Genomic DNA, 14,725 nt, shown 5'->3' on the forward strand with positions numbered 1-14,725 from the left:
TATTTAAAGGAGACATTACTCATGAAAAACAAAGTATTATTTATTTCTATTTTTACACTCTGCATAGCATTATCACTTACAGCGTGTGGCGTAAAGCAAGATTCCACAACAGATTCTAAGAACACTCAGACTGAAGCCGGCTCAGAAGCATCCGGTAAATCAAATTCCAGGCGGGATGATTTATATCAGCAGGAAAATCAGATTTTTGCAGATCACGCTGATGTGTGGAACAAGGCATTTGGCATGATGAACAAAAGTGACGCCGATCCAAACGGAAATTATGCTGATTATCTTGCCGGTACCGTAGAATCAAACAAGAATTCATTCACAGACGATGAGCTTAAAACACTTAATGAGGATATTGAAACTATACGAAAAATCGAGAAACAGATAGCAGAGATTGAAAACAAAAATACATCATCAGACGATAACAAGAAGGACAGCTCTAAAGCCTCATCTGTATTCAGTGATTTTTCCGGTGAGGATTTTGATGGCAATAAGGTTGATGACAGCCTGTTTTCCGGTAATGCAGTAACAGTCGTCAATTTCTGGTTTACCGGCTGCAAACCATGTGTCGCTGAATTATCCAAGCTTAACGAATTAAATGATGCTATCAAATCAAAGGGCGGAGAAGTTGTTGGCATCAACACTGAGACCTTCGATGGCAATAAAACAGCTATCAAAGAGGCTGCCTCTATTCTTAAAAGCCAGGGTGTCAAATATCGTAATCTGTCAATTGACTCCTCTAGTGCTGCCGGTAAATATGCCTCAGAAATCATGGCCTTTCCAACAACTATACTTGTTGACAGAAATGGCAATATTGTAGGAAAACCAATGCTCGGCGGAATTGATAACAAGGACAACTATGATGCCCTTATGAAGCAGATTCAGTCTGTAATTGATGCAGACAGCACAAATAAATAGAGGTCTACATATAAAAAGCTCCTGTGCATTGCACAGAGAGCTTTTTTTGAACATTACTATAATGTCAAGGAATCTTCTGCATCTACCCACATCTGTAAATTCCCATCAAGATACAGTCTCGCATATTCTGGTGGTTCATCAAGGGATGCTGTGTCTATGCGAATTTATAATCGGCTTTTACATTGCAATGTTATTATTGAACTTAAGAATGATAGGCGATGATAGAAGTGAATTAAACCTGTTTATGCAGCATGGACTTGTGGCTATAGGATATGATAGCAATTCGGCAAATAGAATCTGCAAGTTTGTTATTGCTCATTGTAATGATGAAAGAATGCTAAATGGAATTCACAATGACATCAGGAACTCCTTTAATAACTATTCCGAAGTATATGAGGATGTTAAGTCTGTTCTTGAGAAATTTGTGCAATCAAAGAGTAAAGTTGCAAAAAGAGAATCGCAGGTTCGTTCTTTCTTTGGCCAGCACATTAAGAAGAAAATATATGTGGATTGCAAAGAGGAAATCATTCAGATTATTTTGAAGTCAGAAACTAAACAGCAAGTGAATAATGGATTGTTAAAATTGTATTCAGATGGAACAGTGGTTTCACACATTTATAAGACAATACAACCATTGATTAGTGAGTTACCAGGTAAAAGAAGATGACTCTAATGAATTGCCAATTAACATTTATAATCAGGTGGTTGGTACACAGCATAGACCTAATATGAATGCCTTACAAAAATTCATTAGCAAATCATAAAATTCTTGCATATTTTATGCAGAAGTAGTATCTTATATATAAGAATTGCGGTGGATGTCTTCGGATTACACCTGGAAGAACCTAATGTGTCGGGTTCTTTTTTTTGTAAAATTTAGTGTAGCATTCTAAGTAGTACGACTTTGAGGTGTTACTACCAAGCAACAAGTCGCTCAGAAATGAGGATTAGTATGAAACAAATATTAAAATGTTTTATGTTTTTTATTATAATAAATATTTTAAGTGGCTGTTCGTTTAAAGGTTTAAGTGAAATGATGTTAGAGGAGGAAAATCAGGATTTACCTTCTTCCATTGGGACAATCTCATCAGATTTTTCATTTGCTGTATTAGGAACAGGGGAGATTGCTTTTCTTACTATAGATCCAAAAGAAGTTGTATTTTTGGATGAAAAACAGAAAAACAGACGCTCTGTTGAATTATCTGAGAATCGTCAATCTTTAGAGATTACTGCAGGAAATGATTACTTTTATGTGTATTGTTCCAACGAAGATGAAACAGCTGGTTTTTTAAATGTTTTTGACAAGAAAGGAGAGTTAATAAAAGAAATATCATTACCGTTCAGTAGAGTTAGTGTCAGCAATGGAATTGTGTATGGATATTATGATGAAACAGCTGATTTTAATGGATGGGATTCTAATATCTCGAATAGTCATATTGAAGCAACCCATTATATTAGTGAGAGAAAATTTTTAGAAAAATTTCCTAACTGTATGGATGATTGGAATGAAATAAGCGGGGACAAAATAGCAAATGTTGGTGAACAACAATTGTATCGCTGTTCATCGGATTATTGTCATAAAACAGACTATTATAGTGATCAAAAACCTTTGTCTGTTTTTGGTCAAATAGATTATGTGAAATATTGTGATGGGAAAATAGCTTCCGAGGAGTCGGATAAAGAAATCCGTTCCCGTTTGAATCAAATATATAGTATGATGAAAAAAGAGGAAGAGAATTTTCTGATTTATAGTTTTCAAACCAATGATAAAATATACGGCATTTGTAATGTATATAGTCAATATGTGGGACTATTAACTTTTTGTACGGATGATTTGGATTATAGTTTTTCTTTTTCTTATGATGAAAAAGAGGATAAATTATATAAGGTAAATGAGTATACTAACATTGAACTTATATATGAAGATGAATATAATTGTCTGTATCATAAATTAGACGGTGTTTATTATACAAAATTAGGATCAGATAAAGAAGAAAAATTATATGATTACAATGGGGAAATTGGACTTACAATCTTAGAAGGATATGTAAAGTTTCAGGAAAGAGAAATACATTACAATGATGATATTATAGATAAGCAGAAAATCATAAAAGTATGGTAGTATATCCATGCCGATGTGGAAAAGGATGAATGAGAAAATTATGGAGAGAGTGCTTGAATTTTTGGAGGACAAAAAGCATACTGTGGTTAGGATGTGACGGAGATATATAAAAATGGCAAGGCCAAGAAGACCGAAAGTGAAAAATCCAAAAACAAAGAAAGTGGATGTACGCCTGATGGAATATGAGTACGCCAGATAAAAAATATGCCAAGCGTCATAATCAAACACTTGCACAAACATTGTGATTAGAAGCGAGGCAAAGAAAATTGTATTTTAGGGAATATGGTAGCTGGATAAAAAATATTTTTTCGGCTAAAATATAACCAGAATATAAATTAGCCGAAAACAACTTGATTTCTCGTCTTGCTTCGGCTAAAATATAACCAGAATATAAATTAGCCGAAAGAGGGTTGAAAATATGAATTATATAAAACGAAATTTGGAGAATGTAGTAAGTCAGGTGACAAAGGAATACCCGGTAGTCTTAGTTACGGGACCGAGGCAGGTGGGCAAGACAACAATGCTTCAGAAATTAATGGAAGGAACAGAAAGAGGCTACGTAACGCTAGATGATTTGAATGAAAGAAATATTGCAAAAACGGATCCGGAATTGTTTCTGCAGTTGCATAAGCCACCTGTATTGATTGATGAAGTCCAGTATGCACCGGAATTATTTACTTATATAAAGATGCATGTAGATAAGAATCATGAACCGGGAGCATTTTGGCTTACTGGTTCTCAAGTATTTAAATTGATGAGAGGGGTGCAAGAGTCCTTGGCAGGAAGGGTGGCTGTTCTATCACTTACATCTTTATCACAGGCGGAAATATGCGGTGGAGAGATGGAACCATTTTCAATTGAAATGGAGGCTTTAAACGAAAGAAAGAAGAAAAGAGAAAAGGCTGATACAAGAGCGATTTTTGAAAGAATATATAAAGGATCTATGCCGGCAATTGTAAGTGGTGCTAACAGTAATAGCCAGATTTTCTATAGTAGTTATTTGTCCACTTATATTGAGAGAGATGTAAAAGAATTGTCAGATGCTATAGATTCGCTTAAGTTTCTTAGATTTATTACTGCAGTAGCTGCAAGATGTGGTCAGATGGTGAATGTGGCAGAAATCGCTAGGGATGCAGATATTAATCAGACTCAAGCAAAGAAATGGTTGGCTATTTTAGAAACATTGGGCATAATTTTTTATCTCCACCCGTATTCTAATAATTTATTAAAACGTCTTGTAAAAACACCTAAGATATATTTCTACGATACAGGATTAGTGTGTTATTTAACGAAGTGGAGTAGTGCAGAAACGTTAGAGAGTGGAGCTATGAATGGTGCAATTCTAGAAAATTATGTAGTAGCTGAGATCATGAAAACCTACTTGAATTGTGGAAAAGAACCATACTTGTATTATTATCGAGATAAGGATGCCAAAGAGATTGATATAGTTCTTGAGCATGATGGCGTTTTAAATCCAATTGAGATTAAGAAAACTTCAAATCCGGGTACTGAGCTGGTAAAGGTGTTTGATTTGTTAGATAAGTCATCTACACCTCGTGCGAAAGGAGCTGTTATTTGTATGAAACCAGGACTCAGTGCAATTGACAGAGAGAATTATATTGTACCGATTTGGATGATTTAGGATTAGCATTTAAAATATTAGCAATGGGGAAAACTACTTTGGGCATTTCAGCACTCGCCGTATGCAGAGCCTCTTTTATTGGTTCATTTTAAAAGTTTTCGATATTCAGATGGTGAACAGCCTTTTTGTTTATGAAACAGTCGGCTAAAATACAGTGGGTTATCATAACCGACAATGCGTGCAATTTCATTTACGGCGTAATTTGTGGTTTCTAATAACATCTGAGCATTAGTGATTCGGATGGAGGTGATGAACTGCATAGGTGTTGTACCGGTAAATTTTTTGAAATTCCGAATAAACCAACTGACACTCATTCCTCTGGAAACAGCATATTCTTCGATGTTGATATCACGGTTATAGTTTTCGTTAAAATAGGACGCTGCAGTGTCCATTTCATGATCGAGGTATTCGTTTTTTAGTACATATTTACGAGTAAGCTCCCGGTGAAAAATGATCAGTAAATGGCGTAGCAGTAGTGTCAGCATTTCTTCGTAATCATCCTGACATCTTTGCAATTCTAAAATAATGCGTTTAAAAATACGTTCGTATTCCAGAGATGTTCCAACATGGAAGATACGCTGGTCATTCGAGAAACCATAATTTCTTAAAATGTTCTTTACATCACTTCCGGTAAAATGCACCCAGTAAACTTCTGTTTTATCAATGCCATAGTATTCATATTTCTGGAATTCCTTGGGGCGGTAAAGTACTATGTTTCCTGCTGTAACGACAGTATCGTCATCTGCGTTGTCAAAATGAAAATGAGCTCGTCCGGCTGCTATATAGATGATTTGAAAGTCAAGTCTTCCTTTGGGACGATAAGTTGGAAGCTTTGGGTGTGAGGATAGGCGATAGGTGCCACAGCTTCCTACAATAAGTGGTCGGCTTTTGTCTTTGAAGTCGATAAGGGAGTGATTGTGATAACCGGAATTTATATACATTTTGAGTCCTCCTTTGGAAAGTGAACTGTCTGACTGTTAGCAGTCAATGGTGAACCGGAAACTATACATAAAGTGAATGTCACCTCAAAACCTACGGTTTTTCGGTGAGAGCTGCGCTCATATAGTTTTGGCCGTATACCAATATTTGACTGCAAGCAGTCAATATTGGTATACAACTAAAACTGCATTCACTTTAGTGTATCATTTTGTGCATGCTTTGTCCATTTCTGTTTATAGACATTTTCTTTGCAAAAATATATGATGGTTTCAAGGTAATACAGGGACGGAAGATAATGAGACACAGAAGGTATTTTGTTGATTACCTAATGCGGTGAACAAAAAAATATATATTAAAGGGGGATTACACAATGCTCGTACCACACTTTTATGAAGATTTGAATGTTATGCACGACAAGACAATGCCAGCGAGGACATATTACATTCCGGCATCAGTTCGTATGAATGATCTAGTGGAGCATCGGGAAAGATCGGATCGTTTTCAGCTGTTAAACGGAGAGTGGAAGTTTCAGTATTATAACAGCATTTATGACGTAACGGAATCATTTTATGAGAAAGGCTATGATGTTTCCGGGTTTGATCAGGTAACTGTTCCGGGTGTATGGCAGATGGATGGTTATGACACGCATCAGTACACGAATATTCGTTACCCGTTTCCATTCGATCCACCATATGTGCCACAGGATATTCCATGTGGAGCATATGTTCATAACTTTGAATATCACAGAGAAAAAAAGGCATCAAAAGCATTTCTGAATTTTGAAGGTGTCGATAGCTGTTTTTATGTATGGGTAAATGGTGCTTATGCCGGATACAGTCAGGTGCCTCACGCTACCAGTGAATTTGATGTAACAGACTTGCTGAATGAAGGGGAAAATACATTAGCGGTTCTGGTGCTCAAATGGTGTGATGGATCGTATTTGGAGGATCAGGATAAGTTTCGGATGAGTGGCATTTTCAGAGATGTTTATTTGCTGAAAAGACCAGAAAAGACAATCAGAGATTATTACATTACGACAGATGTAGAAAAAGACAGCGTTGTTGTGAAATTGGATATGCATTTTGCAGAACCAGTGGAAACGAAAGTTACTATAGAAGATAAATATGGAGCAGTCGTAGCAAGAGGGGAAACAGCAGAGAATGGTGTGTTAGAACTGACCGTGTTAAATCCGGTTTTATGGAATGCGGAGAATCCTTATTTGTATCAGGTTATTTTGACAATGCCGGATGAAGTGATCGTTGATCGGATTGGTTTCCGTACGATTGAAATTAAGGACAAGGTTGTTTATTTTAACGGAGAAAAGATTAAATTCCGTGGAGTCAACCGCCATGATTCTGATCCGGAGACAGGATTTGTGATCGATATCCAGCAGATCAAAAAGGATTTAATGTTGATGAAGCAGCATAACTTTAACGCTATTCGTTCCAGTCATTATCCAAATGCACCATATTTTTATCAGATGTGCGATGAATATGGATTTATGGTGATTGACGAGGCGGATATTGAGGCACATGGACCATTTATGCTGTACCGGAAGGAGGATACAGACCAGAACCGTTTTCACCGTTGGAATGAAAAGATTGCAGATGATCCGGCATGGGAAAAGGCAATTGTGGACCGTGTCCAGCTTATGGTACAGAGAGACAAAAACCGTCCAAGCATTGTAATGTGGTCTATGGGAAATGAAAGTGCGTATGGATGTAATTTTGAAAAGGCGCTTGCATGGACAAAGAAGTTTGATCCGGACAGGATCACGCAGTACGAAAGTGCAAGATACCGTAATTATGATATTACCTATGATTATGACAATTTGGATCTTTACAGCCGGATGTATCCGTCACTGCAGGAGATAGAGGATTATCTGAAAAAAGACGGAAGCAAACCGTTTCTGCTGGTAGAGTACTGCCATAGTATGGGAAACGGACCGGGAGATTTTGAAGATTATTTTCAGATGATTCATAAGGATGATCGGATGTGTGGCGGGTTTGTCTGGGAGTGGTGTGATCATGCAATTGCACATGGAACGGCAGAAAATGGAAAGACCAGATATTATTATGGAGGGGATCATGGAGAAACCATTCATGATGGCAATTTCTGTATGGACGGGCTGGTCTATCCGGATCGTACACCGCATACGGGACTGCTGGAATATAAAAATGTTTATCGTCCGGTGAGAATCGTGTCTTATGACCAAGAAAACGGACAGATGGTTCTTCACAATTATATGGATTTTGATGATTTGAAGGATTATGTGGATATTTTCTATGAAATGACACAGGATGGATTGACTGTGGAAAAAGGAAAACTGGCAAATGTTGTTGCATCACCCCATAGCGATGCGGAAGTGGAGTTGAAGCTGCAGGTTCCAAATACCGGTAAGATTTATCTGAAGCTTATTTACCGGTTGAAAAAGGAAATGCCGTTGCTTGAACAGGGGTATGAATTAGGTTTTGATGAAATGAAGCTTGCAAATGGGGATGATAGAAACAGACAGGCTGTAAAGTGGCTGGAGCAGGAAAAAGTAATCGGAACCATTGCTGTTAAGGAAAACGATAAGCAGATCGTATTACAGGCAAAGGATTTTACTTATGTTTTAGATAAGCGTACCGGATTGTTTGAGAACATGCAGTTTGCCGGAAGAAGTTATATTAACCATCCAATGGAATTGAATATTTGGCGGGCTCCGACGGATAACGATATGTATATAAAGCTGGAATGGAAAAAGGCACATTATGATGCTGCCTATACCAGAGCATACCGTATAGAGGTGCTTCAGAACAAGCACGGTGTGCTGATCATGGAGCATCTGGCAGTGGTAGCTGATACCGTACAAAAGATTTTGGATGTGGAAATGACATGGAAGATCAATGAAGACGGGAAAATAGAGGCGGTTATAGAGGCGGTAAAAGATAAAGAATTCCCGGATCTGCCAAGGTTTGGAATTCGGATGTTTTTGAATAAGAAAATGGATGAGATTACTTATTTTGGAATGGGACCACAGGAAAGCTACCGGGATAAACACCAGGCTTCCTGTCATGGATTGTTCCGTTCGAAGGTGGCTCAGATGCATGAAGATTATATTCGTCCACAGGAGAATGGAAGCCATTATGACTGTGATTATGTAGAGCTTACAAATGGTCAATGTGGAATTGCAGCAGTTTCAAAGAATCCATTTTCGTTTAACGCTTCTGTTTATACACAGGAGGAGTTGGAACGGGTATCACACAATTATGAATTGAAAGAATCGGATAGCACCGTATTCTGTATGGATTATGCAATGAATGGAATTGGTTCAAATAGCTGCGGACCGGATGTCATGGATAAATATCGGTTTGATGAGGAAGCATTTCAGTTTCAGTTTGAATTAATTCCGTTTGTAAAAGGATAATACAAGACACTTGATAACCAAAGCAAATTTCCAGAGAAGATGAAGATTTTGTCCGGACAGTCAAAATTTTCTCTGGAAAATTGACAACAAACAATTAGAAAAGACAAAAACGATAGACTACTGGGGTTTCTAAATAACAAAGAGTGAAGGAGCGATTCTTATGGAGGAAAAGAAATACTTAAAATGGTACAACAAGATAGGATACGGATCTGGCGATATTGCGGGAAATGTAGTGTATGCATTCCTGACATCATTTGTGATGGTATATCTGACAGATACGATAGGATTGGCATCCGGTATAGTGGGAACACTGATTGCCGTTTCCAAATTATTCGACGGATTTACAGACATCTTTTTTGGATCAATGATTGATAAGACGCATAGTAAGATGGGAAAGGCAAGACCATGGATGCTGTATGGTTACATTGGTTGTGCAATTACATTGGTAGCCTGTTTTGCAGTTCCAACAAGTCTTGGCAGGACGGCACAGTATGCGTGGTTCTTTATTGCGTATACGCTGTTGAATGGAGTGTTTTATACGGCAAATAACATTGCTTATTCTGCTCTGACATCACTTGTTACCAAGAACAGTAAAGAGCGTGTGCAGATGGGTTCTTACCGTTTCATTTTTGCTTTTTCAACCAGTCTTCTGATTCAAGCAGTTACTGTTGGATTTGTTGCAAAATGTGGTGGAGATGCAGCCGCATGGCGTATGGTTGCAATTATTTATGCAGTGATCGGATTAGTTGTGAATACTATTTCCGCATTATCTGTTAAAGAACTTCCGGAAGAGGAATTAAATGAAGGAGGCACAACAGGTGAAGAGGAAAAATATGGACTGGTTCAGGCATTCAAGCTGCTGGTAAAGAATAAATTTTATCTGATGATCTGTGGTACTTATATTTTACAGCAGTTATACAGTGCAATGATCGGTGCCGGTATTTATTATATGACCTGGGTTTTGAAAAACAAAAATCTGTTTGGACAATTTGCCTGGGCGGTAAACATTCCTCTTATCATTGCATTAATCTTTACACCAACACTGGTTGGAAAGTGGCATGGTATGTATAAGCTGAACTTGAGAGGTTACATCCTTGCTATGATTGGCAGAGCTCTTGTTGTTGTTGCCGGATATATGGGAAGTATTCCTTTGATGATGGCATTTACAGCATTAGCAGCATTAGGACAGGGACCTTGGCAGGGAGACATGAATGCAGTGATCGCATCTTGTTCCGAGTATACATACCTGACACAGGGAAAGCGTGTGGATGGTACGATGTATTCCTGTACTTCACTTGGCGTTAAGATTGGCGGAGGTATTGGAACGGCGGTCGTAGGATGGCTCTTAGAACTTAGTGGTTATGTGGGAACACATGCTGTTCAGCCACAGTCCGCGTTGAATATGATGCAGTTTATGTATCTTTGGCTGCCACTGATCTTTGATGTACTTATTATGTTTATCCTTTCCAGAATGAATGTGGAGGAGACAAATGCAAAGATCAAAAAAGAAAAGGGAATTACAGTAGAAACCGCTCAGCAGTAATGAGCAGAAATTGGTAACAGGAAAGCATTGTCTTAATTGAATAAACAATTACAGGCAATGCTTTTTGTTACGAAAGGAAAAGAAAAGGAGGAACAGGATAATGGGTAGCATTTTAGTATTAGGTGGAGCCGGATATATAGGTTCCCACACAGTTTATGAATTGATCGAAGCAGGAAATGATGTGGTAGTTGTAGATAATCTTGAGACGGGATTTCGAGCAGCGGTTCATCCGGAAGCAAAGTTTTATGAAGGAGGTATTCGTAACCGAGCTTTTATTGATTCGGTATTTGATAAAGAAAATATAGATGGAGTTATTCACTTTGCAGCTAATTCGCAAGTAGGTGAAAGTATGATAAAGCCATTAAAATATTATAGTAATAATCTTTGTGGTACAGAAGTGCTGTTGGAGAGTATGGTTGCACATAGCGTGGACAAGATTGTATTTTCTTCTACGGCGGCAACATATGGAGAACCGGAGCGAATTCCTATTATGGAATCGGATCGTACACTTCCGACAAATTGTTATGGTGAAACAAAATTGTCTATGGAAAAAATGTTTAAATGGACGGCAAATGCACATAACTTAAGATTTGTGTCCTTGCGTTATTTTAATGCCTGTGGTGCTCATCCAAATGGAAAGATTGGAGAGGCTCATAATCCGGAAACACATCTTATTCCTTTAATTTTGCAGGTGCCAAATGGAAAGAGAGAGTATATTTCCATTTTTGGAAACGATTATGATACGAAAGATGGTACTTGTGTCAGAGATTATATTCATGTAAATGATCTGGCACAGGCTCACATTCTTGCTATGAAATATCTTCGTGATGGAAACGACAGCAATATATTCAATCTTGGTAATGGAGTGGGATTTACTGTAAAAGAGGTTGTAGAAACTGCAAGAAAAGTAACAGGACATCCGATTCCGGCGAAGGAAGAACCTCGTCGGTCAGGAGATCCATCTATGCTGATCGTTTCCAGTGCGAAAGCAAAGGAAGTGTTGGGATGGAATCCACAATATGCAGATTTGGAAACAATTATAGATACAGCATGGAACTGGCATAAAAGTCATCCAAATGGATATCAGAATGTGTGAGGGGGGAGTGGTCTGCTTTTTTCAGTATTCAGTTTTCACAAATAGTCCTTTTAGCCAGATTATGCATGATATACATGCTCAAAGTATCCTTCATAGAAAGCTAAAAGGTTGTTCATATAATTTTTGAATTTGCTCATTTTGTATTCCTCCTTTCCTTGTTTGCAAGTTCATTATAGGACAGGCTGGATAAGAATGCTTGCCAAATTAAAAGAAAATGTAGACAAATGTTGCAGAGGAAATCAACAATTAAGTAATAAAGGGGAGATGTATCAATGCATTTGACGTTTAAGGAAACAAAGGAAGAAGTATATGCGGCGCAAAGAGTGTCAAAACATGTATCTCCACATTTACATAATGCATTGGAGATTGTGTGCGTAACGGAAGGAACACTTGAGATGGGAGTGGGGCAGGAATTATATCATATGGAAAAGGGTGATATCGGATTTGTCTTTTCTGATATTATTCATCATTATCAAGTGTTTTCAGAAAAAACGAGCCGGGCGGATTATATCTTGGTTCCGTCTTCTTTTGCAGGAGTACTTAAAGATAAAATACAAGGATATGCTCCTAAATATCCGGTTATTCGTGCGGGGCAGATTGAACCGGATGTTTATAATGCAATTCAGGCGATTATCCAAATGGAAGAAAACGAACCTATGATTGTTCAAGCTTATGTTCAAATTGTGCTGGCAAGATGTATAGGAAAAATGGAATTGGTGGAAAAAAGTTGTGTGGGAAGTGATGACTTAATTTATCGTACTGTATCTTATATATCAGGAAATTTCAGGAGACAGTTTTCTTTGGAAGATATGGCACGCGATCTTGGAGTGAGCAAGTATGTATTATCCAGGGTGTTTTCTAAAACATTTCACCGTAATTTCAATCAGTATCTCAATGATGCCAGATTAAGTTATGCATGCACAAGATTGGTAAATACCAGTGATACGATCCTGAATATCTGTCTGGACAGCGGTTTTGACAGTCAGAGAACATTTAACAGAGTGTTTAAAGAACGCTATAAAACCGTACCAAGTGAATATCGGAAAAACAAAAGACGAAATGGGTAAGGGGATAGAAGTGGGAAATTCAAAAAGTATAGAAAGGCAGGACAGTTATAGAAAGACTGATTTGCCAAACGCAGTGGTCTTTCAACAAGCACGATTGACAGAAGGCAGAGGGTAAATTATCATACTATATAAAGACAAGATGATAAAAACGGTATGTGATACAATGAGATATCAGATAAAGTAAACAAACACAACAGAATGATAGGAGGAAAATATGGCAGTAAATTTTAATCAGGACAGTGTTTTTAATTTGAAACCGATTAGCAATGATGAGGTACGTGGAGAGGTTGACGGGTTATTGATTGCAGACGAAAAGGTGGAGTTTGCATTTAAAACGATTCGCGATCAGTTAGTATTTACAAACAAGAGGATTATTTCTATTGATGTGCAGGGGATTACAGGAAAGAGAAAATCCTTTGCGACAATGCCGTATTCCAAAATTCAGTATTTTTCAATTCAGACACCGGGATTTATGGAATTGTTTCCTGATTCAGAATTATTCGTAATGTTTACGAACGGATTTACAGCCAAATTTGAATTTAAGGGTGCTGTAGATATTGGGAAGATTGGCAGGATGTTATCTGAGTACGTTTTGTGATTCAATGTCTTATAAGGTGTGAGGAAGGATGATGGACTGGAAGCAGAGCAGGTCGGGGATGACAGGGTTCTTCGTTCTCTGATCAAGGTGGCATCCCACAAGGAGGAAAACGACGGACTTTTTGATTATCAGGGAGAACGGGATAAAACAACATGGGCAAAATGATAAAGGAGTAGGAAATGTCATCAGGTAAAATTACACTGGAACAGAGAAAAGCTTCCCTGCATTATCATGTGCAGGAATACCGTAAAAGACGAGTGATCATTGATACGGATGCCGCCTGTGAGGCAGATGATCCTTTTGCAATCGCACAGGCATTGATGAGTAAAATGCTTGAGGTCAAGGGAATATGTGCGGAACATTTTGTGGCAGAGGGAAGCATGGAACAGAGCTATGAGATGATCTGTCGCGTAACAGAGGCAATGGGGGCAGATGTGCCGGTGCTTCGGGGACAGACCGGCAAAATGTCAGAGCATCAGGGGGAACCCATGACAGAGGCGGCGCAGTTTATCATCGAGGAGGCCATGAAGGAGGACGACAAGCCGTTGTTTGTTTTATGTATTGGGGCAGTTACAAATGTGGCGGAAGCCATCCGGGCAAAGTCCGAAATTGTGGATAGAATGACAGTAGTATGCATTGGAGGCAATCCCATTGGTTGTGAGAAGCCGGGATGGGAATTTAATTTTGGAAATGATGTGGAGGCGGCCAATACAGTGCTTCACTGTGGAGGAGATATATGGATGATTCCCAACAATGTTTACGGAACCATGCATATTGGTTTTGGAGAAATACAACGACGGATCGCTCCTTATGGCGAGATCGGCAGATTATTGTACGAAAATCTCATATCATTTTATGAAACAGAAAACGCCTCGTGGTCGGCGGGAGAGAGCTGGTCGCTTGGAGACTCCCCGGCGGTAGGAGTGACCCTGGAACCAAATTGCGGCAGCTTTATGTACTGCAAAGCACCGGAGGTACAGGAGGATACCTCTTATCGCTATCCGGAGAACAGTCCGCAGATCAGAGTATACACATCGATCAATTCACGCTTTATTATTGAGGATTTTATCAGCAAGCTTCAAATATTGTACGGATAAAATATAGAAAACTTATACACAGGATTTTCTTGACAATACAGGTCTATTATTGTAAACCAAACACAAGGTTTACAATAATAAACTTGCAACATAAAAAGGAAAGACTTTCATATGTTTCTATGCGGGATTACAAAGCGTTATGCGTGGCAGTTCTTTTTTGTACCATCAAGGGCAGAGCCGCAAGGCGGTGGCTGGTTTGTTTACCTCTGGCTCAGAATCTAAGAACAGTTTTGCTGCATGCACAGTATTGTCTGTTGCCCCATTGCTATGAGGTATTGCCATTTACCC

The 14,725-nt window shown here is 38.4% G+C and carries 12 protein-coding genes and 1 pseudogene; 11 read left to right on the top strand and 2 right to left on the bottom strand.

Annotation, left to right across the window (positions count from 1 at the left end):
- Nucleotides 1–21 precede the first annotated feature (21 nt).
- Nucleotides 22–924 carry a TlpA disulfide reductase family protein gene (locus ACSAJE_RS10330; RefSeq protein ID WP_458008991.1) on the top strand — a complete coding sequence of 301 codons (903 nt, stop codon included), beginning with the start codon at nucleotides 22–24 and terminating at the stop codon, nucleotides 922–924.
- A gap of 56 nt (nucleotides 925–980) precedes the next feature.
- On the opposite strand, the pseudogene ACSAJE_RS10335 reads toward ACSAJE_RS10330, so the two are convergent.
- Nucleotides 981–1,067 (bottom strand): annotated as a pseudogene (locus ACSAJE_RS10335) (DUF6061 family protein); the annotation flags it as partial.
- A gap of 65 nt (nucleotides 1,068–1,132) precedes the next feature.
- Here ACSAJE_RS10335 and ACSAJE_RS10340 point away from each other — a divergent pair.
- The 3 genes from ACSAJE_RS10340 to ACSAJE_RS10350 all read left to right on the top strand — a co-directional run bounded on the left by ACSAJE_RS10340 (nucleotide 1,133) and on the right by ACSAJE_RS10350 (nucleotide 4,688).
- Nucleotides 1,133–1,591: a hypothetical protein gene (locus tag ACSAJE_RS10340; protein WP_458008992.1), complete on the top strand. Its 459-nt coding sequence runs from the start codon at nucleotides 1,133–1,135 to the stop codon at nucleotides 1,589–1,591.
- A gap of 285 nt (nucleotides 1,592–1,876) precedes the next feature.
- The gene (locus ACSAJE_RS10345; RefSeq protein WP_458008993.1) at nucleotides 1,877–3,046 is read left to right on the top strand and encodes a hypothetical protein; all 1,170 of its coding nucleotides are present in this window, start codon (nucleotides 1,877–1,879) and stop codon (nucleotides 3,044–3,046) included.
- Between the two features lie 418 nt (nucleotides 3,047–3,464).
- Entirely contained in the window at nucleotides 3,465–4,688 is a 1,224-nt protein-coding gene (locus ACSAJE_RS10350) for an ATP-binding protein (protein ID WP_458008994.1), read from the top strand.
- Between the two features lie 83 nt (nucleotides 4,689–4,771).
- On the opposite strand, the gene ACSAJE_RS10355 is transcribed toward ACSAJE_RS10350, so the two are convergent.
- Nucleotides 4,772–5,629, bottom strand: coding sequence for a helix-turn-helix transcriptional regulator (locus tag ACSAJE_RS10355; protein ID WP_118507637.1), 858 nt, complete (start codon nucleotides 5,627–5,629; stop codon nucleotides 4,772–4,774).
- A 368-nt stretch (nucleotides 5,630–5,997) separates the two neighbouring features.
- Here ACSAJE_RS10355 and ACSAJE_RS10360 point away from each other — a divergent pair, with 368 nt between their 5' ends.
- The 7 genes from ACSAJE_RS10360 to ACSAJE_RS10390 all read left to right on the top strand — a co-directional run bounded on the left by ACSAJE_RS10360 (nucleotide 5,998) and on the right by ACSAJE_RS10390 (nucleotide 14,437).
- Nucleotides 5,998–9,036 carry a glycoside hydrolase family 2 TIM barrel-domain containing protein gene (locus ACSAJE_RS10360; RefSeq protein WP_458008995.1) on the top strand — a complete coding sequence of 1,013 codons (3,039 nt, stop codon included), beginning with the start codon at nucleotides 5,998–6,000 and terminating at the stop codon, nucleotides 9,034–9,036.
- Nucleotides 9,037–9,196: 160 nt separating this feature from the next.
- On the top strand, nucleotides 9,197–10,579 hold the full coding sequence (locus ACSAJE_RS10365; RefSeq protein ID WP_458008996.1) for an MFS transporter: 1,383 nt from the start codon (nucleotides 9,197–9,199) through the stop codon (nucleotides 10,577–10,579).
- A gap of 100 nt (nucleotides 10,580–10,679) precedes the next feature.
- Nucleotides 10,680–11,675: a UDP-glucose 4-epimerase GalE gene (gene galE, locus ACSAJE_RS10370; protein ID WP_458008997.1), complete on the top strand. Its 996-nt coding sequence runs from the start codon at nucleotides 10,680–10,682 to the stop codon at nucleotides 11,673–11,675.
- Nucleotides 11,676–11,947: 272 nt separating this feature from the next.
- Entirely contained in the window at nucleotides 11,948–12,742 is a 795-nt protein-coding gene (locus ACSAJE_RS10375; RefSeq protein WP_458008998.1) for a helix-turn-helix domain-containing protein, read from the top strand.
- Nucleotides 12,743–12,956: 214 nt separating this feature from the next.
- Nucleotides 12,957–13,340, top strand: coding sequence for a PH domain-containing protein (locus ACSAJE_RS10380; protein ID WP_118507642.1), 384 nt, complete (start codon nucleotides 12,957–12,959; stop codon nucleotides 13,338–13,340).
- Nucleotides 13,341–13,358: 18 nt separating this feature from the next.
- Entirely contained in the window at nucleotides 13,359–13,505 is a 147-nt protein-coding gene (locus tag ACSAJE_RS10385; protein WP_458008999.1) for a hypothetical protein, read from the top strand.
- 14 nt (nucleotides 13,506–13,519) lie between these two features.
- Nucleotides 13,520–14,437 carry a nucleoside hydrolase gene (locus tag ACSAJE_RS10390; protein ID WP_458009000.1) on the top strand — a complete coding sequence of 306 codons (918 nt, stop codon included), beginning with the start codon at nucleotides 13,520–13,522 and terminating at the stop codon, nucleotides 14,435–14,437.
- Nucleotides 14,438–14,725 lie beyond the last annotated feature (288 nt).

It is taken from the genome of Jutongia sp. SJQ-6, from assembly GCF_054161275.1.